The sequence below is a fragment of the Sphingobium fluminis genome, from assembly GCF_037723805.1.
Classification (GTDB): Bacteria; Pseudomonadota; Alphaproteobacteria; order Sphingomonadales; family Sphingomonadaceae; genus Sphingobium.
In genome coordinates this window covers 151,952-171,362 of the sequence record NZ_JBBJUK010000005.1, presented here as the reverse complement: position 1 = coordinate 171,362, position 19,411 = coordinate 151,952, and the positions used below count along the sequence as shown (strand labels likewise).

General features: G+C 60.2%; 14 protein-coding genes. 10 read left to right on the top strand and 4 right to left on the bottom strand.

From position 1 onward, the window contains the following. The first annotated feature begins 546 nt into the window (after positions 1–546). The 9 genes from WG907_RS14315 to WG907_RS14275 all read left to right on the top strand — a co-directional run bounded on the left by WG907_RS14315 (position 547) and on the right by WG907_RS14275 (position 13,115). Positions 547–1,881: an MFS transporter gene (locus tag WG907_RS14315; protein WP_340233818.1), complete on the top strand. Its 1,335-nt coding sequence runs from the start codon at positions 547–549 to the stop codon at positions 1,879–1,881. Between the two features lie 245 nt (positions 1,882–2,126). After that, positions 2,127–3,110: an LLM class flavin-dependent oxidoreductase gene (locus tag WG907_RS14310; RefSeq protein ID WP_340233816.1), complete on the top strand. Its 984-nt coding sequence runs from the start codon at positions 2,127–2,129 to the stop codon at positions 3,108–3,110. A gap of 209 nt (positions 3,111–3,319) precedes the next feature. After that, on the top strand, positions 3,320–4,234 hold the full coding sequence (locus WG907_RS14305) for a TIGR03620 family F420-dependent LLM class oxidoreductase (RefSeq protein ID WP_340233814.1): 915 nt from the start codon (positions 3,320–3,322) through the stop codon (positions 4,232–4,234). A 44-nt stretch (positions 4,235–4,278) separates the two neighbouring features. Continuing rightward, the gene (locus tag WG907_RS14300; protein WP_340233813.1) at positions 4,279–5,268 is read left to right on the top strand and encodes a quinone oxidoreductase family protein; all 990 of its coding nucleotides are present in this window, start codon (positions 4,279–4,281) and stop codon (positions 5,266–5,268) included. A gap of 387 nt (positions 5,269–5,655) precedes the next feature. Beyond that, on the top strand, positions 5,656–7,053 hold the full coding sequence (locus WG907_RS14295) for a LuxE/PaaK family acyltransferase (RefSeq protein WP_340233811.1): 1,398 nt from the start codon (positions 5,656–5,658) through the stop codon (positions 7,051–7,053). 23 nt (positions 7,054–7,076) lie between these two features. Then, on the top strand, positions 7,077–8,594 hold the full coding sequence (locus tag WG907_RS14290) for an acyl-CoA reductase (RefSeq protein ID WP_340233809.1): 1,518 nt from the start codon (positions 7,077–7,079) through the stop codon (positions 8,592–8,594). Between the two features lie 124 nt (positions 8,595–8,718). Next, positions 8,719–11,139, top strand: a complete 2,421-nt coding sequence (locus WG907_RS14285; protein WP_340233807.1) for a TonB-dependent receptor — start codon at positions 8,719–8,721, stop codon at positions 11,137–11,139. A gap of 143 nt (positions 11,140–11,282) precedes the next feature. Then, on the top strand, positions 11,283–12,047 hold the full coding sequence (locus WG907_RS14280) for an SDR family NAD(P)-dependent oxidoreductase (RefSeq protein ID WP_340233805.1): 765 nt from the start codon (positions 11,283–11,285) through the stop codon (positions 12,045–12,047). Positions 12,048–12,473: 426 nt separating this feature from the next. Continuing rightward, positions 12,474–13,115, top strand: a complete 642-nt coding sequence (locus tag WG907_RS14275; RefSeq protein WP_340233803.1) for a TetR/AcrR family transcriptional regulator — start codon at positions 12,474–12,476, stop codon at positions 13,113–13,115. A gap of 368 nt (positions 13,116–13,483) precedes the next feature. On the opposite strand, the gene WG907_RS14270 is transcribed toward WG907_RS14275, so the two are convergent. From WG907_RS14270 to cysD, 3 genes are all read right to left on the bottom strand, one after another. After that, positions 13,484–14,221 carry a 3'(2'),5'-bisphosphate nucleotidase CysQ gene (locus WG907_RS14270; protein ID WP_340233941.1) on the bottom strand — a complete coding sequence of 246 codons (738 nt, stop codon included), beginning with the start codon at positions 14,219–14,221 and terminating at the stop codon, positions 13,484–13,486. Positions 14,222–14,244: 23 nt separating this feature from the next. Further along, positions 14,245–16,167, bottom strand: coding sequence for a sulfate adenylyltransferase subunit CysN (cysN, locus tag WG907_RS14265; protein WP_340233801.1), 1,923 nt, complete (start codon positions 16,165–16,167; stop codon positions 14,245–14,247). A gap of 156 nt (positions 16,168–16,323) precedes the next feature. Continuing rightward, positions 16,324–17,244, bottom strand: a complete 921-nt coding sequence (gene cysD / locus WG907_RS14260) for a sulfate adenylyltransferase subunit CysD (RefSeq protein ID WP_340233799.1) — start codon at positions 17,242–17,244, stop codon at positions 16,324–16,326. An 82-nt stretch (positions 17,245–17,326) separates the two neighbouring features. On the opposite strand from cysD, the gene WG907_RS14255 reads away from it, so the two are divergent. After that, positions 17,327–18,436, top strand: a complete 1,110-nt coding sequence (locus WG907_RS14255) for a helix-turn-helix transcriptional regulator (RefSeq protein WP_340233797.1) — start codon at positions 17,327–17,329, stop codon at positions 18,434–18,436. Between the two features lie 222 nt (positions 18,437–18,658). On the opposite strand, the gene WG907_RS14250 is transcribed toward WG907_RS14255, so the two are convergent. Next, on the bottom strand, positions 18,659–19,351 hold the full coding sequence (locus WG907_RS14250) for an NADPH-dependent F420 reductase (RefSeq protein ID WP_340233795.1): 693 nt from the start codon (positions 19,349–19,351) through the stop codon (positions 18,659–18,661). Between the last annotated feature and the right edge of the window lie 60 nt (positions 19,352–19,411).

Below are 19,411 nucleotides of genomic sequence, written 5' to 3'. Positions count from 1 at the left end.
ACCGAATCTGCGCTTCCCCTAATTTCTACCAAGCTTTCATACTATGGGAACAGGCCGGGTGTCCATGGCGCAGGGCGCCTGCGGCTGTGAACCTTTCGGCCGATTGTGGCAGCGCGATGTGTCGCGATTTTTGGCGTAGTCCATTCGAACTGCGCCTGGCGGGTCGCCATCGTGACAATAAGCGTGCGCGGAACCGATGCGATTAAGCAAGCGATAGGACCCCATTTAAACGGCGGTTCAATTAAACCGTTAGGCTGTGAGCGCCATGTCCCACATTGTTACCGGGCCAGGCCTCTTGGCGGAATTGAGGGAGCCGGCGGGAGGCCGATGCAACGAAGGATCAAACTCTGCGACGACGGATTCCCGTTCTCCGTGTTTTTTCATATCCGGTCCGGCACGTGATTCCTGGGCGCCTATGTCCATCGTGCGGCTGATCGGCCCGGCTGCGGGCATTCGGCCGAATGTCTGGCGCGCGATGCGTCGCTATGCTTCGGCAGATAATCAGATGGTCGTCATAAGACTGCGAATGCAGCAAGGAGAGAAGATATGTACGCATCGACCGGCGCTGAAGCGTCCAAGTCTTGGGCTGGCGCTAGCTCCTGGCTTGTTCTCGCGATGTTGGCGGCGCTCTATACCTTTTCGCTGATCGACCGGAATATCCTTATCCTGCTGATCGGGCCGATAAAGGCACAGTTTCAGCTCAATGATGTACAGATCGGTCTTTTGGTCGGTACAGCCTTTGCGATTGCCTATGCGTTTCTGGGTGTGCCGGCGGGCCGCATAGCCGATCAGGGCAACCGCAAATTGCTGATCTCCGCAGGGGCGGTCATCTGGTGCCTGTGCACGATCGGATCGGCCTTCGCCGCAAGCTACGTCATATTGGTCTTGCTCCGGCTGGGTCTCGCCGCCGGTGAAGCGGTGCTGACGCCAGCAGCGCATTCGATGATCGGCGATCTTTTCCCGCGTGAAAAGCGCAGTCTGGCCGCCAGCCTTTACACGACGGCTGGTCTTATCGGCCCGCCACTCGCGTTTTCGGGCGGCGCCGCCATCATCTCGGGCATCGAAGGAGCAAAGGTGGGCGGCATGCAGATCGATATGCAGATCTGGAAACTCGTGCTTCTGGCGGTGGGCCTGCCGTCCCTGGCCCTGTCCATATTGTTTCTGATGACGGCACGCGAGCCGCGGCGGACGAGCGAGCACGGACAGGTGCAAGCGGTTACCAAGCGCGATGTCGTGCGCCAGATCGCGGCTCACAAGAAAATGTATGCGGGGCTTTTTTTAACCGCCGCCTCCGCGGGAGGATTTAGCTACGCGCTCAATTACTGGACGGTCGAATCGCTCAAGCGGGATTTCGGCTGGTCTGCTGTGGAGGCCGGATCGGCTTATGGCCCGGTGGTCTTCGTGGGGAGCGTGGTGGGGGTGATGGGTGTGCCCTGGATCACGTCCCGTGTGAAAGCCAAAGGCCGTATGGATGCCGTCATCCTGGTCACCATGGCGTGTATGGCCATAGGCTTTCTGTCGTTGTCCATCGGCCTGCTGCTGCCCGACCCCGTGGTTCGACTGATATTTATCGGGCTGGGTTCGGCCGCGGGGCTGGGCGGCGTCACCAATATCGTCGTGTCGATGCAGGAGGTCGCGCCGGCCCGGATGCGGGGTACATTTGTGGCGTTGCTGTACATGGGGCTGACGCTGTTGGGCGCAGGCGTGGTGCCGGTCGCGGTGCCGATGGTCGGCGACATGGTCAATGGCCTGACCGGGGGACTGGCGACCGTCTGCGGGGCGCTCAGTGCCTCTGGTCTGGTGCTGCTATGGTGGATTCGCGCCGACTTCGAGCGCGAAGCCATTGCAGGGTTCCCGGTGGTTGGCGCTCGGATCGCGTGAATCATTTCAGGTGATCCATGGGCCAGTCGGTAGAGCCGAGCGCGGTTAAACGGCGGTTCAATTAATCTGCTAGACCCTGTCCGCACGGAACCACATATCACCGTCGGGTGAAGCCTTCGAATGGGGGCGCTCATGCTATCAAGAACAGGAATGGACCGGTGGCGCCCTGCAAGGCGCATCGATAGGTCAGCGACTGGTGGGCCGGCGGCGCCAGTCGGTAAACAGCATATGAGGGATGCGGATCGATGCCAGACAAAGTAACCTTTGGTTACCATTACGACTTCCGCAATCCGCAGCAGTGGTACAAGCCCTGGGAGCATGTGTACGAAGAGACGATCGACGTCGCCGTCTGGAGCGAGCAGGCCGGTTTCGAGTTCGCTTGGGTGCCCGAGCATCATATGTTCAGTGACGGCTATATGCCCTCGCCGCTCGTGGCGCTTGCGGCGATCGCCGCGCGCACCAAGACCATCAAGATCGGCTCATGGGTGGCGCTCGCCCCGCTGTACCACCCCACGCGCTTCGCCTCCGATTGCGCGGTACTCGACATTATCGCCAAAGGGCGACTGGAACTGGGTCTGGGCATCGGCTATCTGCCCCAAGAATATGCGGCGATGGGCGTCGATTTCACCAAACGGGGCCGCCTGTTCGACGAGTGGCTGGAGATCGTCACCCGGCTTTGGGCGGGCGAAACGCTCGATTATGCGGGTCAGCATTATCAATTGAACGGCGTCCGCATGATGCCGCCGGCTCCGCGCGGCCGGGTCCCGCTTTACATCGGCGGCTTTGCCCCCAAGGCGATCGAACGCGCCCTGACCTATGGCGACGGCTATGTCGGCACGCCGGACGGGGCAGACATCTATGTCGAACAACTGCGAGCGACCGGAAAGCACGTCAGCCAGGGCAAGGTGCGGATCGGCGATCTCTTTGCCGTGGTCGCGCGCGACCCGGAAAAGGCGATGGAGGAACTGGCACCCTATTATTACCATGTCCTGCAAGTCTACGCCGAACTGGGTGGCGAGGGGATGGAGGCCATGAGCCTCGAAGAGTTCAAGAAGTCGGGCAAGATGCAGGTCATGACGCCCGAGGGCGCAATCGCCAAGTACAAGGCGATGCAGCAACGCATGCCGTTGGAGCATGTGTCGATGATCATGCCGCCCGGCATCTCGGCCGAGCAATTCATTCCCTATGCGCAGCTGTTCGCGGATGAGGTATTGCCGGCCTTTCGCTGATCGAACGCGCAGCCGCTCCCCGTCATCCGGATCGGCAAGAGGTGGGGCTGCGGCCTGCACATCGCAGCAAGGCAATCGCGGATCGTGACGTCGGCAGTGGCCGATTTCGCACTCCGCTTGCACCGGCAAACGCCAGGCCTCGCCTAGCCTTTGCCATTTCGAATTTGACCATGCGGGTCCAGACGTACGCGTCGTACAGGAGAACAGGAATGAAGCTCGGCAAAATTGCGGTCTGGGCCTATATCGATGGACCGATCAGCTATTTCGAGAATGAGAATTCCGGCGAAATGGGGCCGGCTTCCGCCGAACGCCTTGCCAGCTTCGCCCGCCGGGTCGAGGAACTTGGCTATGACTCGATCTGGACACCGGGCGGCTTCGGGCGCGATCCGCTGATCACCTCGTCCTGGCTGCTCGCCAATACGAGCAGGCTGAAGGTGGCGACGGGCATCGTGAGCATCTACACGCGTGATCCGATCGCCATGCGAGGCGCGGCCGACGCGCTTAACGAGCAATCGGGCGGGCGCTTCATCCTGGGCCTGGGCGTGTCCCATCGGGAGACCGTGGAAGACAGGCGGGGGCATGAATATGGCAAGCCCATCCCTACGATGCGTGCCTATCTCGACGCTATGGCTCAGGCTCCCTATATGGCTGCGGCTCCCGCCGAGCCGACCACGATCATTCTGGCTGGTCTGCGCGAGAAGATGATCGGGCTGTCGGGCGAACGGGCACAGGGCGCGCACAGCTATCTGGTCAACCCGGACCATACCGCAATGGCCCGCGCCATTCTGGGTCCCGACAAGCTGCTCTGCGTCGAACAGCCGATGGTCCTCGAAAGCGACCCTGTAAAGGCACGGGCCATCGCTCGGAGCGAAATCGAATATTATCTTTCGAAGCCGAACTATCAAAACTCCTGGAAGGCCCAGGGATTCAGCGACGAAGACCTTGCCCATGGCGGTTCCGATCACTTCGTGGATTCGATCGTCGGCTGGGGAGGCGAGGCTGCGCTGCGCAAACGCATCGACGAACATCTGAGCGCGGGCGCCAGCCAGGTTTGCATAAAGGCGGTGGCGCCAGATGGCAGCACGGACATGCGCCTCTTGGAGCTGCTCGCGCCCCGAGCGTAATTTCCGTCGGCAAGTCGGCTTATATTGAATGAGGAGTGAGGCCTGTGCGCGCAGTTACCGCGGATTTCTTCAATAAGTCGGAGTCACCGCGCGTTTCCAACGTCGACAAACCGACCATGTTGGACGACGAGGTTCTGGTAAAAATTGCCTATGGCGGAATGAACGCGGCTGACTGGCAATATTCGCAGGGCTTGTCGCGACACATCCCCGCCAGCAATCTCAATATTATGGGGTTCGAGGCGGCAGGCGTGGTCGCGAGCGTGGGACGTAGCGTCACCACCTTCCGTGAAGGTGATCGTGTCATGTTCGCGCGAAGCCGCACGACCGGGGAGGCGGGGACTTTTGCCGAATATGTCTCCGTCCCCGCCAGTCTCGCATGCCCGGTTCCCGACGGGGTGCCGATGACCGATGCCGCCGCCACGCCGATCTGCTTCATGACCTCCTATATCGCCCTGTTCGCCGATGATCTGGGCAATGCCAAACCCGGCCAGAAGGTGCTGATCCATGGCGGTTCGGGGGGCGTGGGCAGCTTTGCCATTCAGCTGGCTAAATATGGCGGGCTGTTCGTGGCGGCGACGGGCAGGACGGTCAACAAGGACTATATGATCGGGATGGGGGCGGACATCGCCATCGACTATACCGACCCGGACAAGAGCATCGTCGCCCAGACGCGCGAATGGGCGCCAGAGGGCGTCGACATCGTGTTCGATGCGGTGCGGCAAAATACGCTGCCCAATGGGCTCGACGCGTTGAAGCCGGGCGGAACGCTGGTCAGCATATCGACCGGGCTCGACATGAGCGATCTGGACGAACAGATGCGCGCGTCGCAGGCGCTCGGATTCCGGCACGTGCGATGCTTCGCCCATTGGCCCGAACGGATTGCAAAAGTGCCATTGGTCAACATTCTGAAGCGGCAGGCTATTCGTATCCCGCCGGTCGAGGTGGTGGAACTCGCCGATCTCCAATCCGCGATTGAGCGGCTGAAGGGCGGGCATAACCGGGGCAAGTTAGTGCTCAAGATCGATGGTGAATGACGCTCAAAATTATTGTTTTTACGCAATTTAGCTGCGCGATCTGATTAGAAATCGCAGGCCGGCACAACGCGATATTTATATGCATTATAGGGAACAGCGCCGGTAGAAGGGATGCTTTCGCGTCTGACGCCCCTGCGCGCCCCTATTCACATCCGGGCGTTTCGCAAATGAGGGCATGAACTTTGTTCCCGGCTCTCAAAGGTGCGGATGCCGAACAATTTTGCGCGCGTGGAGGCCGACCCTTTGGGCTGGCGTATGTTAAAATGGCGGTTCAATTAATTCGCTATGCACTGCCCGAACGACGGCGCATATTGCCATTCGATAAGTCAGGTGCGGCGATGGATCCGTGTCGACTAGCGGAAGCATTAACAAAATCAGGATAAAGCCGTGACAGTGACAATCGACGACTTGTATGAAGATCCGGAAAACTTCGTTCGCCTGACTAGCGATGAACTTTACGCGCTGGATTATGATGAAGTCGCTAAACTTCAGCTTCATCATTTCCAAAAGCGATTTGAGAAGTTGCGGTCAGAACTTAAAGCACTGGATCGATTGGCCGATGACGTCGGTATAGAATCCGTTACCAGCTTCGATGATCTTGCCAGCCTCGGCTTTCCTCACACGATGTACAAGTCCTACGCCACCGGCGATGTGGACAATGGTCGCTATGATCGTATGACGCGTTGGTTGCAAGGGTTGACCACGCACGATCTTTCCGCCGTCAATCTGGAAGGCGTGGAAACGCTCGACGACTGGCTGGACGCGATCGAGGCGCAGACCCCGCTCCGCCCCGCCGCCTCATCGGGCACCAGCGGGAAGATTTCGCTATTCCCTCGCAGCACGGTCGAAGTGCCGTTTTTCCTCGAGCATGTGCTGCGCATGTACGGTCCCCATCGCGAAATGTTGGAAAGTGGGAATTATCCTTTCATCTGCGGCTATCCCGGTCGAAGCGGTCGGCAAGGCACCGCGATCATGCTCGATCTGATGCGAAAGCATATCTACGGCGACCGCGAGGAAATGATCATCACGCTCAGCGACGGTTTCGCCGGCGCCAACGAGTTGTGGCTGGCCGGCAAGCTTCGCCGTGCCGAAGCGCTTGGCGAGAAGCTTGAATTGACGCCGCGCGAGCAGGCCCTGGGCAGGGAGATCGCCGCCAAGGCGAAGGAAAGTGCCAAGCGCTGGGACGACTTCATCGACCGCGCGGTTGTCGCGCAAAAGGGCAAAACCGTGATTTACAACGGCTTCTGGGTGCAACTCTACCAGATCGCGCTGGAATGCATCAAGCGCGGCATCAAGGTCGAATGGGCGCAGGACTCGGTTCTGGTCGCGGGTGGTGGCACCAAGGGCTACACCTTCCCTGACGACTGGATGGATACGGTACAAAGCGTGTTCCCGTTCAAATATCCAAGCCAGATCCGCGAAGTCTATTCGATGACGGAGACGAACGCTGTATCGTTGCGTTGCGATGAGGGGCATCTCCATCCGCTGCCGTGGGGGATTCAGCATGTCTCCGACCCCGAAACCGGACTGGCATTGCCCCGCGAAGGCGTCCAGCGGGGTCGCATGCTGGTCATGGACCTGCTGCCGAGCACCTATTGGTCGGGCACCGCGACGGGTGACGACGTGACGATCAACTGGGATGGCGGATGCGACTGCGGACGCAAGGGCCCTTACTTTCTCAATTCGATCAAGCGCCTCGCCGACACGCGCGGTGGGGATGACAAGATCACCTGCGCCAAGACGCCGCAGGCCTTCGATCGACTTGAAGAATATCTCACGGCCTGATCCGCCATGACAAGGAATTTGTGATGCTTGAATATACCATCCCGCTCATCATCCGCGGCCGGATCATCGAAGATAATCTGTTGCGGTTCGAAGCACGCCGTGGCGTGGTCGCGTTCCAGACGCCGGACGTCAATCAGTATATCGACGAGATCGTTCTGAAAGACCCGTCGAAGATTGGCGATCTCTACGATGTGTCGCTCGATGAGATCGTCGATTATCTGGTCGAGCTGGGTCCGCGCCTTTCGCCGGACACCAACCCCTATATCGCGCAGTCGCTGGACATTGCGGTGCAGACGGCCGGCCTGAAGCGGGAGCAGCTTTATGGTGCCTATGCGGCGCTGAGTTCCAGCCTCAACCGCACCTTCCTGCGCGATATTATCGAGCAGAATATCGGATCGCGCTATCTGGAAGGATGGGACAGCTACACGCTCCATGACCGTGAGGTGTCGGTGCGCGCCTTTGGCAGTCGCATTGTACATCTCAATGCAGGCAATTCCCCGTTGCTCACGCTTTTCGCTGTCATCAACGGCTCCATCCTGCGCTGCGATAACATCATTAAAAGCCCGTCGAACGACCCGTTCACCATGTTCGCCATCGTAAAGACCATGATCGAAATGGCGCCCGACCATCCCATTACCCGGCATTTCACTGTCGGCTATTGGAAGGGCGGGGATGTGGAATTCGAAAAGCGCCTCTATGGCGGCGGTGCGATAGACAAGATCGTCGCCTGGGGCGGGATGGCCTCGATGCAGAGCATTCGCGGCTATATCGGACCCGGCCTCGACCTGATCGCGCTCGACCCCAAGATCAGCGCCTCGATTCTCGGCCCCGAAGCGCTGGCTTCGGAAGCATCGATGGACGAGGCCGCAAGACGGCTTGCGATGGATGTCGGCTTCTATAATCAGGAAGGCTGCGTCAGTTCGCGCGTGGCCTATATCGCCAGTGGCACGCAGGACGATGATATCGACCGGCTCAATAAATTCGGGAAGAAGGTGCAAGCCGCGCTCCAGGCGCTGCCCTCCAATCTGAGCACTCCCCACCCGGCCTTCGATGCTCATCTCAAGGACGAGATCGATGGTATTCGCTACAGCGATTCCTATCGTGTCTTTGGTTGCAAGGCCAATGAAGGGGGCGTCATCGTCTCGCAATCCAACGATCCGGTGGATTTTCGCGACCATCTCGCCTGCCGCGTCGTCAATCTGGTGCCGCTCGACCATGTCGACGAGGCGCTCCACCATGTCACCGTCCACACCCAGACGCTCGGCGTGTACCCGGCGTCGCTGAAGAACCAGATCAGGGATCGCTGCCTGCTACATGGCGCGCAGCGCATCACCGATCTTGGTTGCGCGGTGGCCGAGGGCATGGCGAACCCCCATGACGCCATCGAATTGCTGCGGCGCATGGCGCGTTGGGGTGTGACGGAAACTTTCCAGCCCGAGGTCATCGAAGGAGGAGCCGGTTTTGCCATCAGTGATACGCAGCGCAATACCCAAGACAATGACCGCCTTCCAACCGCAGTCATTCAGCAAATGGCCGAATAATAATTGATGTAATTTATTATTTCTATAGGATATAAATGACTAGAACATGGAGGTAACTCTGGGTTTGCCTGAGTAACCTTAATAGAGCCCAATAATGGGCCTAAAAACATAGGGGAGAATTTTCATGACTATATCTACCAGACGGTCGGCTCTTCTCGTCACATGTGCGCTCGTCGCGGGCGTACCTGGCGTCGCCATGGCGCAGGGAGGAACCAGTGCGCGTGCGTCGGTATCTTCCGAAGATATCATCGTCACAGCGCGCAGGCGGGACGAGACCTCGATCGCGGTTCCCGTGGTGCTGACGGCGGTGACGGGTGCGGAACTTCAGCGGCGCGGTATCAACAGTCTCGACGCGGTTGCCCAGATGGTTCCCGGCCTGATACTTTTGGAATCGGGCGGAAGCAGGCAGGGCGGCACGATCGCGATGCGTGGCGTCGCCGGTCCCGATACCAACCCGCTAGGTGATCAGGCGGTGTCGTTCAACGTCGATGGTGTCCAGGTGGCAAAGTCGAGCGTCCGCCGCCTGGCCGTCATGGACCTCCAGCAGGTCGAGGTTCTCAAGGGCCCGCAGGCGCTGTTTTTCGGCAAGAACAGCCCGGGCGGTATTATTTCGATGCGCAGCGCCGACCCGACGTCGCACTTCGCGGCCAAGGCATCGCTTGGCTATGAGATCAACGCGCATGAATGGCGTGGTGACGGATATATTTCCGGCCCGCTGACCGACACGCTAGGCGCGCGCCTCGCCTTTTATGGTGCGGACATGCGCGGATGGGTGAAGAACATCGTGCCGGCGAACAGCATCCTCCCTCCGATCGATCGTTACGGTCCGCGCAGTCGCGAATTCGGCGTGCGTGGCACGTTGAAGTTCGATCCGACAGATGCGTTCAGCGCGCGCCTCAAGGTTGCCTACGGCAAGGTGAAGGGCGCGGCTACCAACACCAATGGCCAGATGGTCCATTGCCCATATGGTACCACGCAGCTGGTTGGAGTGATCAGCGATTGCAAGGCGGACGGGCGGATCGCTCGAACCGACAATATCGGCACCCTTTATACGCAATATGAGCCAAATTTCCGCGACGGCCAGACTTATGCGATTCAGGAGCAGACGCTCGCCGGGCTGGAGATGAACTACAAGCTGAGCGATACGATTGACCTGACCTCGGTGACGGGCTTCTACCAGAGCACGTTTAGGCACGCCGACGTTTACGGGGCCTATCCTGTCGTTCCTCTTTCGCAGTTCGGCGTCGCCTTCGGCCTGCCCAACGTCGCGGTCTTTGCCCGACTCAAGAACCGGGAAATTTCGCAGGAACTGCGTGTGAACAGCCACTTTGACGGGCCGTTGAATTTCACGTTCGGTGGAATCTATTCGGACACGCGATCATCGATCTTTACCCATACCATTCTCAACTACAGCAATCCAACCGAGTTTCTTCACACGTACACGGAACAGCACGGCATCGCCTATTCGGCCTTCGGCCAGGCCCGCTTCGCCTTGACTCCGCAACTGGAGCTGTCGGCGGGCGGGCGCTATTCGCATGAAAAGAAGACGCTACCCGTCACGCTTGCTGATTTCACCCGTTCGCGCACCACTCCGATGGCTCCCTATGAACCGGCGGTGGACCATGATTCGTGGAACGATTTCTCGCCCGAACTCACCGCTACCTATCGGCCGACGGACGAGCTGACCGTTTTCGGTTCGTACAAGCGCGGCTTTCTGTCGGGCGGTTTCAATGGCAGCGTGGGGAATTCAACCACGGAACTCAATTATGGTCCGCAGAAGATCAGCGGGTTCGAAGGCGGTGTGAAAGCACTGTTGTTCGACGGCGCGCTGCGCGTCAATCTGTCGGCCTACACCTACAAGGTGCCCGGCCTTCAGATTACCGCTTTCGATCGTGACACTGGCATAAACACAATCCGGAACGCCGGTGGGGCGCGGACCAAGGGCATCGACTTCGACATGAACTACCGCACCCCGATCGAAGGGCTAACCTTGAGGGGCGCCCTTAGCTACGATGACGCGCGCTATCTTAGCTATTTCGGGCCGTGCTGGGCGGGGCAATCGCAAGCGCAGGGCTGCAATTTCCGTTCGACCGGCAACGGCAACGCCCGCCCGATCCTGCCGGGCGAGAACGGTAACAACCAGAATCTGGCCGGGCGGCAAGTCATCAACGCGCCCGAATGGTCGGGGAATGCGAGTGCAAGCTACGAAACGTCGCTCGGCTCGGCGCTGAAACTCGGCCTTTCAGGGGGCGTCACCTTCGGCAGCAGCGTGCCCACCGATGCCACCCTAAACCGCGATGCGTACGCGCCCAAGCACGCGCTTGTCGACGCGACCGTGCGGATTGCCGACGCCAAGGACGCCTGGGAGGTGGCGCTGATCGGCCAGAATCTGACCAACAAGTTCTACTGGACCAATTCACAACCACAGCAATTCACCGGAGCGGCCGCCGGCACGGTCGCTGGCGGCGCACGGCCAGACATTTACGCCGTTCCCAATCGGGCGCGGCAGATCATGATCCGTCTGACTGTCGCCTTCGGGCAGTAACATCTGCGCGCCAGCGGGGGTCATTCGAGGTCCGGTAGTCAGGCTTCGATCCGTACCCGGACCTGCGTTGGCGCGCTTTTTGTCGACTGAAACGGGCGTTATAGACTAGAAGGGCGGAGATCGACCATGGATAGAGGAATAGGATGACCCGTTCGCTTGAAAGTAAGACAGCCCTTGTTACCGGCGCGTCCGGGGGTATCGGGCGCGCGATCGCCCTGCGTCTGGGGGCCGCCGGCGCCACCGTGGCCGTCCATTTCAACAGTGGTGAAGATCGTGCACGCGAAACGGTAGATCTGATCGAAAATGCCGGGGGCGGGGCGTTCGTCCTGCAAGCGGATTTGACGAGCGTGGCCTCTATCGAGGCGTTATTCGGCCAGCTCGATAACCGGTTAGCCGACCGTGGGTTGTCGGGCCTCGACATTCTCGTCAACAACGCAGGCCAAGGCAATGGCGCGTCGATCGCGGACATTGACGAAGCTCTCTTCGATCACATCGTCGCGTCCAATATGAAGAGCGCGTTTTTTGTCACCAAGGCGGCCTTGCCGCGGATACCAGCAGGGGGACGGATCATCAGCCTCTCTTCGATGGTTTCGGTTGCGGCCACGCCGCAGGGCATCGTTTATTCTCTGGCGAAGGCGGCCGTGAACGCTTTTACCCGGTCGCTGGCGGCCGAACTTGGCCCGCGCCACATCAGCGTCAACGCCATCGCGCCCGGCGCCACCGATACAGCACTGATGGCGCCGATCATGGCAGATCCGGCAATGGCGTCATGGATCGAAGGCATGACCGCGATGGGTCGAATGGCCCATCCCGACGAGATCGCCGCGGTGGCGTTCTTCCTCGCTTCACCGGAGGGCGGCTGGATAACCGGGCAGACGATTCAGGCGAGTGGCGGGATGCATCTCTAGGCCTGCACCCGGATGCGCGTCATGCCCTGATCCAGCCAAGGCCCGAATGGTGATCGGTCATGGTCTTTCAGACGTCGGTAGCCGCGGTTATCGATACGAGCTAGCGCGCGTCTTAGATGAAGCGCGCTGCCTGTTTGTCGCAGGCGCAGGCTTCTAAGGGAAATGGGAGCAAGGCAGGAACAGATTCGCGTTTGAGATCGCGTGCGTGCGGTACAGACGGGCTCTATCGGAAGCGGGCCTCTCGGCGCGCCGTATTTGATATACTCGGACCAATTGGGTCGCGTCTTTCAGCGCAAAGGCGGCAAAATTCGTCGAGACCGAGTCAAATAGGCGCAAGACCTGAAGCTCGCTTTTTTCTGGACTTTATATTATACGCATGGAATTGGGCAGACAAGATTGTCGCCGAACGCGCTACCAAGGATTTGGATGACTAAGACGGCAATAGCTATATTGCGACGAGAAGAACGCATCCAGCGGCGGCGAAATCAGATCATCGACGCGGCTCGAATTTGCGTTCGTGATGATGGGTTCCACGCCGCGAGCATCAGTCGCATCGCTGCGACGGCAGCAATGAGTGCCGGTCACATCTATAAATATTTCGAGAATAAAGAAGCGATTATCACGGCGCTGATAGAGCACCATATGGATGAGTTTACGCTACTCATCACCCAGGTGGACCAATCGGAAAATCGAAGCATCGACTCCCTTGTCGAGTCGTTTGTGGCCAAGCTTCCTTCCATTCTCGAAGGCGATCGTACGGCGCTCTGGCTGGAGATTCAGGCTGAGGCCGGGCGCAATCCAAAAGTTAAAGAAATGGCTACCCGGTCAGCTCGCCGGTTCCTGGAGACGATCCGCAAAATCATAAAATCTGTCCTTGATGGAGATACCGAGCAAGAACTCGACGAGCGCGCTGAAATGCTGCTCATATGCATGCATGGGCTTGGTATACAGGCGAGCGTACTTTCAGGTGGCGCAGAGCACCTCGCGACTGCAATCCGGTTCGTCTTCCAGACTGTGCTTTCGGCGAGCTTGCACCCTGTGGTGTCAAATAATGTCAAGGCCGCATAGAGAGCAGTGCGTCGCGCGTCGATGTTCGTGGGAAGTAGCTGGCGGCGTTCCGGTCGCCGTCACAGAATAGCCTGAGGACTGCGCGCTTCCGACGCCGTGCGCAGGGCAGGAAAAGCGTCCTATCAATTGTGCCCATCCTAAGAAGGGCACACCGATAAAGGTTCTGGCGATAAACCAGAACCTCATGACAAAGATGGCGGGCTAACCGCCGTTGGCGGACGCGATGGCCTGGTCATGCGAGACCAAAATGGATGAAGGGTCCGACCCTCATTTTGAGAATAGCCGTCCTTATCGGCTATTCCCGAGACGCGGACCCGCTACGCCATTTTGTGCCTGACGACGTCGCATCCTTCGCGGCCTTGTCGCCTCTAGGCGACCAATTTTTGTTGACCGAGCACTGTGGCGGCATGCTCCTTGCGGCAAATGAGGAGGTCGGGAAGATAGACATCCGCCTGATTATAGACGAGCGGGGTTCCGTCGATGCGCGAGCAGTGGAGCCCGTGGGCCAGTGCCACGGCAACCGGGGCGCAGCTGTCCCATTCATACTGGCCGCCCGAATGAAGGTAGATGTCTGCCTGTCCAAGGACGATCGCCATCGCCTTGGCGCCGGCCGAACCCATGGGGATGAGTTCGGCGTCCAGCGCTTCCGCGACCGCGACCGCTTCCTTAGCGGGGCGGGTGCGAGAGACCACCATGCGGAGCCGCTGGGGTGCAGGCGGCACCGGCGCTAGTTGGTCTGTGCGCAACACGATCCCGCCGTCGAGACCGGGCAGAGCGACCGCCCCGATGCGGGGCTCGCCATCGATGGCAAGGCCGACATGGACCGCCCAGTCAGCGCGCGCTTCGCCATATTCGCGCGTGCCGTCGACCGGATCGATGATCCAGACGCGCGATTGAGCGAGCCGTTCCGGATTATCCTTTTCTTCCTCGGACAATAGTCCGTCGTCGGGGCGCGCCTCGCGCAGGGCATGGACGAGGAACTGGTTGGCGGTCTGGTCCCCCGCCTTACCCAGCGCCTTTTCCCCGAACACGCCCGATGCGCGCACTTCGAGCAGGATGCGGCCCGCAGCCTCCGCCAGATGCGCCGCCAGTTCGGCGTCGCTCATGGCGCGGGCGTCGATAGCGGCGCTCATGGGATGAGCCTCGCGACGATCGCATCGGCTGCTTCCTCGGCAGTCATTCCAGCAGTATCGATGTGGATTTCCGGATCCTGGGGCGCTTCATAGGGGCTGTCGATCCCGGTGAAGTTCTTGAGCGTGCCGGACCGCGCCTGCTTGTAGAGCCCCTTGACGTCGCGCGCCTCCGCTTCGGCAAGCGAGGTGTCGATATGCACCTCGATGAACTCGCCCGGCTGCATCATCGACCGCACCATGTCGCGTTCCGACCGGAAGGGCGAGATGAAGGCGGTGATGACGATAAGGCCGGCATCGGTCATGAGCCTGGCGACCTCGCCCACGCGGCGGATATTTTCCACCCGGTCGGCATCGGTAAAGCCCAGATCCTTGTTGAGGCCGTGACGCACATTGTCGCCGTCGAGCAGGAAGGTGTGACGGTTCATCCGCGCCAGCTTCTTTTCGACAAGGTTGGCGATGGTCGATTTGCCCGCGCCCGAAAGCCCGGTGAACCACAGGACCGCAGGCTTCTGGTTCTTGAGGCCCGCGTGGAAGTCACGGCTGACGTCCGTCGCCTGCCAGTGGACATTCTGCGCGCGGCGCAACGAGAATTGCAGCATCCCGGCCGCCACAGTGGCGTTGGTGATCTTGTCGACCAGGATGAAGCCGCCGAGCGTGCGGTTTTGCGCATAGGGTTCAAACACGATCTGACGGTCGGTCGACAGGTTGGCGACGCCGATGGCGTTGAGGTCCAGCGTCTTGGCCGCCAGATGCTCCATCGTATTGACGTTGACCTGATATTTGGGCTGCTGAACCGTGGCGGTGACCGTCTGGGTGCCGATCTTGAGCCAATAGGAGCGACCGGGCAGCATTTCTTCATCCGCCATCCACACGATGGTCGCTTCGAACTGGTCGGCGGCCTGGGGCGGATTGTCGGCAAGAGCGATGACGTCGCCGCGCGAACAGTCGATTTCGTCGGCGAAGCAGAGCGTCACGGACTGGCCCGCTACCGCCTGATCGAGATCGCCTTCCAGCGTGACGATCCGGCTGATCGTGCTGGTCTTGCCCGATGGCAGCACCCGTACGGCGTCGCCGGGCTTAACCGTGCCGGTGGCGATCAGACCGGAAAAGCCACGGAAATCGAGGTTCGGGCGGTTGACCCACTGCACCGGCATGCGGAACGGCTTGTCGGCGTCGGCGGCACTGTTGACCTCGACCGTCTCCAGATGCTCCATAAGGGTCGGCCCCTTGTACCAGGGCGTGTTTTCGCTCGGGGTCGTGATATTGTCGCCCCTGAATCCCGAAATCGGGATCGGTACGAAATGATCGATGCCGATCGAGGTAGCGAATTCGGTATAATCCTTGAGGATGCCGTCATAGACCGCCTGGTCATAATCGACGAGGTCCATCTTGTTGATGGCGAGCACGATATTCTTGATGCCGATCAGATGCGCCAGGTAGCTGTGACGGCGCGTCTGGACGAGCACGCCCTTGCGCGCATCGACCAGGATGACGGCGAGGTCGGCAGTCGATGCGCCGGTGACCATGTTGCGCGTATATTGTTCGTGGCCCGGCGTGTCGGCGACGATGAACTTACGCTTTTCCGTGCCGAAGAAGCGGTAGGCGACGTCGATGGTGATGCCCTGCTCGCGCTCGGCGGCGAGGCCGTCGACCAGAAGGGCGAAATCGATCTCCTGCCCCTGCGTGCCGACCTTTTTCGAGTCCGCCTGAAGCGCCTCGAGCTGATCTTCGAAGATCATCTTGCTGTCATAGAGAAGGCGGCCGATCAGCGTGGACTTGCCATCGTCCACCGACCCGCAGGTGATGAAGCGCAGCATGGTCTTGTGCTGATGGACCTCCAGATATTTGTCGATATCCTCGGCGATGAGGGTATCGGTCTGGTAGATGGGATCTTCGGATTGAGAGAGGGTGTCGGTCATGTCGCTTACCTCGTCATCCCGGCACAACCGGGAATATGCTCTTCTGGGATAAAGGCCGGGTCTGCAAAAACATCCACTTGGGACGCCCGAGACCCCAGCCTTCGCTAGGGCTGACGCTTCGGAAGCCACGGCTTAAGCCGTGGCTTCCGTGACGCGTCAAAAATACCCTTCCTGCTTCTTCTTTTCCATGCCCGCGCCGCCGGCATCCTTGTCGATGGCGCGACCCTGCCGTTCCGACGTCGTCGTCAGCAGCGTTTCCTGGATCACCTGAGGCAGCGTCTTGGCTTCGCTCTCGACCGCACCGGTCAGCGGATAGCAGCCCAGCGTGCGGAAGCGGATCGAGCGTTCGACCGGCACTTCGCCGGGCCGCAGCGGGAAGCGGTCGTCATCGACCATGAGCAGCATGCCGTCGCGCTCTACGGTGGGGCGCTTGTTCGCGAAGTATAGCGGCACGATCGGCACGTCGTTCAAATGAATATACTGCCAGATGTCCAGCTCGGTCCAGTTGCTGATCGGGAAGACGCGGATGCCCTCGCCCTTGCTCTTCTTGGCGTTGTAGAGATTCCACAGTTCCGGGCGCTGGTTCTTGGGGTCCCAGCCGTGCGACGCGGTGCGGAACGAGAAGATGCGCTCCTTGGCGCGGCTCTTTTCCTCGTCGCGGCGGGCGCCGCCGAAGGCCACGTCGAAACCATATAGGTCGAGCGCCTGCTTCAAGCCTTCGGTCTTCCACATGTCGGTGTGCAGCGCGCCATGGTCGAACGGGTTGATGCCCCGGTCCTTGGCTTCCTGATTCTGATAGACGATCAGTTCCATGCCGCTATCGCGCGCCATGCGATCGCGCAGCTTGTACATTTCCTGAAACTTCCAGGTCGTGTCGACATGGAGCAGCGGGAAGGGCGGGGGCGACGGGTAAAAGGCCTTGCGGGCGAGATGCAGCATCACTGCGCTGTCCTTGCCGACCGAATACATCATCACCGGCTTTTCCGCCTCGGCCACGACCTCCCGCAGGATGTGGATGCTCTCGGCTTCCAGCCGCTCAAGATGCGTCAGCGCCGATCGCGAATCTAGTTCAGGCATTATTTCCCTCTCCCTTGTCGGATATGCAGCTTCAATCGCCTCCTGCGCTTGACCACGAAGCCCCCATATGGGAGCAAAATATATGTCGAGTCCCGCATCCTATCAACGCGAGCTTATCCTGCCGCTCCTGGAGGGGATCCATGAAAGCCCGCCCTGGGGCGGTCTCTTGCGGCAACTTGTCGCCAGAACCTATGCGCGCCGGGCCTATCTCATCATTAGACTCGCCAATGCGGGCAAGGATCAGGACCCCTCGGCCGTCCATGTGGCAGCGCCTCGCGCAGCGATGGACCCGCCGCTCGACTATCGAAAGATCGCTGCCCTTAATCTTCATCCTTACGGGCCACTTCGACCGCTGCGGGTATATGCGCTGGACGAAATGCTCGACTATGATCATCCCGATCGATTGGAGAGCCAGCGCGCGGCGCTGCAAGAAATGGGTGTTCACTACGCCCGGTTCCTGCGCGTTTCGGCGGGCGGCGCGGCGGACGCGTGGATCGTGCTCGTGCGCGAACGGGACGATTTTTCCGCAGCGGCCGTAGTGACCTTGTCGGCGATCGCACCGCATCTGACCGCCGGACTGAAGACTCTCGCCAGGTTGATAGAGCTGAGGCTGCAGGTCGCTCTTGCTCAATCCGCGCTCCAGCGGTTGGGCATTGGCCAGATGGCGTTCGATGAGACCGGGCGAGTCATGGCGGCCGATGCGCATGCAGGTGCCCTACTGTCATTCGTTCCCGAACCCGAACCTGTTCCCGGACGCCGGTTGGCGCTCATGCCTGCCATATCGCAGGCGCTGGAGAATACATGCGCGGCCATCGCATCGGGGCGGGCCGATAGCGTACCCTTGCCGTTAGATGCGCATGGTGGATTATGGCTGTTGTTGCGCAAGGCCGACCTGGATCTGGAGCAGCCCTGTGCTGTGCCGGTAGCTGTCGGGGTCCTGCGGACTTACAAGCGCGAGGACGCGGCAAAGGCACGTCAGGCCATGGCGATGATTTATGGTTTGTCGAGAAACGAAGCATCGCTGGCGCATCAGCTTTCGCTAGGAGAAACGATCCTTGAGGCGGGCAGGCATCTGCGCCTTACGCCACAAACGTCGCGCAGCTATTCCAAGCGGATATATGCCAAGACAGGCGCATCGAGCCAGGCTGACCTGGTCCGCCTCATTTTATCCGGCCTCGCTCCCCTATCCTAGCTCCTCCGCTGGGCGACTGCAGCAAGCCTGGCGTAGCTATTGAACTCGCGCAATGACGGTCGGCATATCCGCGCCGCCCACCAGAGCAGCGCGTGGCATAAAGTTGTGAGCGCAGCGCGGAAGGAGGGCCGATGCGATCTATTATCCATCCACTGAGCAAGGTGCCTAAAATTCCCGCGCCCGCGTCGACAGCGCCCGATCCTCGACGCCCTCCCTGAGCGGTTACGTTACCGGGGTCCGCGTCGGCTCCGCGCGGAGACTGACCGATCCGACGGACGGGAAGGCGCGCTTTGTCGGCTGTGTCGTGCGCTGCTGCCAGCGCTTCCTTTTCGAGGTCGGTGCAATAGACGGGCGATCCGGGCTGCTGACGCCAGGAGCCCGCGATTGAGCCCGCGTCGAACGGGTCGAAGCCGGTTTCATCGACCAGTCGCATTGCCACGTCTCGATCGACGGCGCGATCGGCGGCAACCGGAATGGCGATACGGCCAGGGCTGCCCGCGCCTTGCCATATTCGGCAAAGGAACGCGCGCCGATCGCATTCCACGCCTTGGCGACTGGCCGGCCCAATTGTCCGATTACCCAAAGGCTTTCCACCTGACCCGCTTCGATGGCATCGATGGCGCCATCCCGCGCCGGATAATAGTTGGCGGTGTCGATCACGACCGTCTCGTCGGGCACCCCGGCGAGAATCGGTTTGACCGTCGACAGGCGTTCGAACGGGATTGAAAGGATGATGACGTCCACATCTGTCACTGCATCCTGGGCCGTGGTTGCGCTGGCGCCCGAGGCAAGTATCGACGGATCGATCGTGTCTGGGCCACGCGAGTTAGCGATTGTGATTTCATGACCGGCCCTGGTCAGTTCGCGGACGAGCGTCTTTCCGATATTGCCGATGCCCAGGATTGCTATCTTCATGAAGTTGTTCTGTTCGATTGAAAATTGACCGCGCCTGCCACGCCGCGCCGGAGTGGCGAC

Excerpts from the sequence above, each read along its gene's own strand:
- WG907_RS14305 (WP_340233814.1), top strand. The coding sequence starts at position 3,320 with ATGAAGCTCGGCAAAATTGCGGTCTGGGCCTATATCGATGGACCGATC.
- WG907_RS14310 (WP_340233816.1), top strand. The coding sequence starts at position 2,127 with ATGCCAGACAAAGTAACCTTTGGTTACCATTACGACTTCCGCAATCCG.
- cysN (WP_340233801.1), bottom strand. The coding sequence starts at position 16,167 with ATGACCGACACCCTCTCTCAATCCGAAGATCCCATCTACCAGACCGAT.
- WG907_RS14285 (WP_340233807.1), top strand. The coding sequence starts at position 8,719 with ATGACTATATCTACCAGACGGTCGGCTCTTCTCGTCACATGTGCGCTC.
- WG907_RS14255 (WP_340233797.1), top strand. The coding sequence starts at position 17,327 with ATGTCGAGTCCCGCATCCTATCAACGCGAGCTTATCCTGCCGCTCCTG.
- cysD (WP_340233799.1), bottom strand. The coding sequence starts at position 17,244 with ATGCCTGAACTAGATTCGCGATCGGCGCTGACGCATCTTGAGCGGCTG.
- WG907_RS14280 (WP_340233805.1), top strand. The coding sequence starts at position 11,283 with ATGACCCGTTCGCTTGAAAGTAAGACAGCCCTTGTTACCGGCGCGTCC.
- WG907_RS14270 (WP_340233941.1), bottom strand. The coding sequence starts at position 14,221 with ATGAGCGACGCCGAACTGGCGGCGCATCTGGCGGAGGCTGCGGGCCGC.
- WG907_RS14315 (WP_340233818.1), top strand. The coding sequence starts at position 547 with ATGTACGCATCGACCGGCGCTGAAGCGTCCAAGTCTTGGGCTGGCGCT.
- WG907_RS14250 (WP_340233795.1), bottom strand. The coding sequence starts at position 19,351 with ATGAAGATAGCAATCCTGGGCATCGGCAATATCGGAAAGACGCTCGTC.
- WG907_RS14290 (WP_340233809.1), top strand. The coding sequence starts at position 7,077 with ATGCTTGAATATACCATCCCGCTCATCATCCGCGGCCGGATCATCGAA.
- WG907_RS14275 (WP_340233803.1), top strand. The coding sequence starts at position 12,474 with ATGACTAAGACGGCAATAGCTATATTGCGACGAGAAGAACGCATCCAG.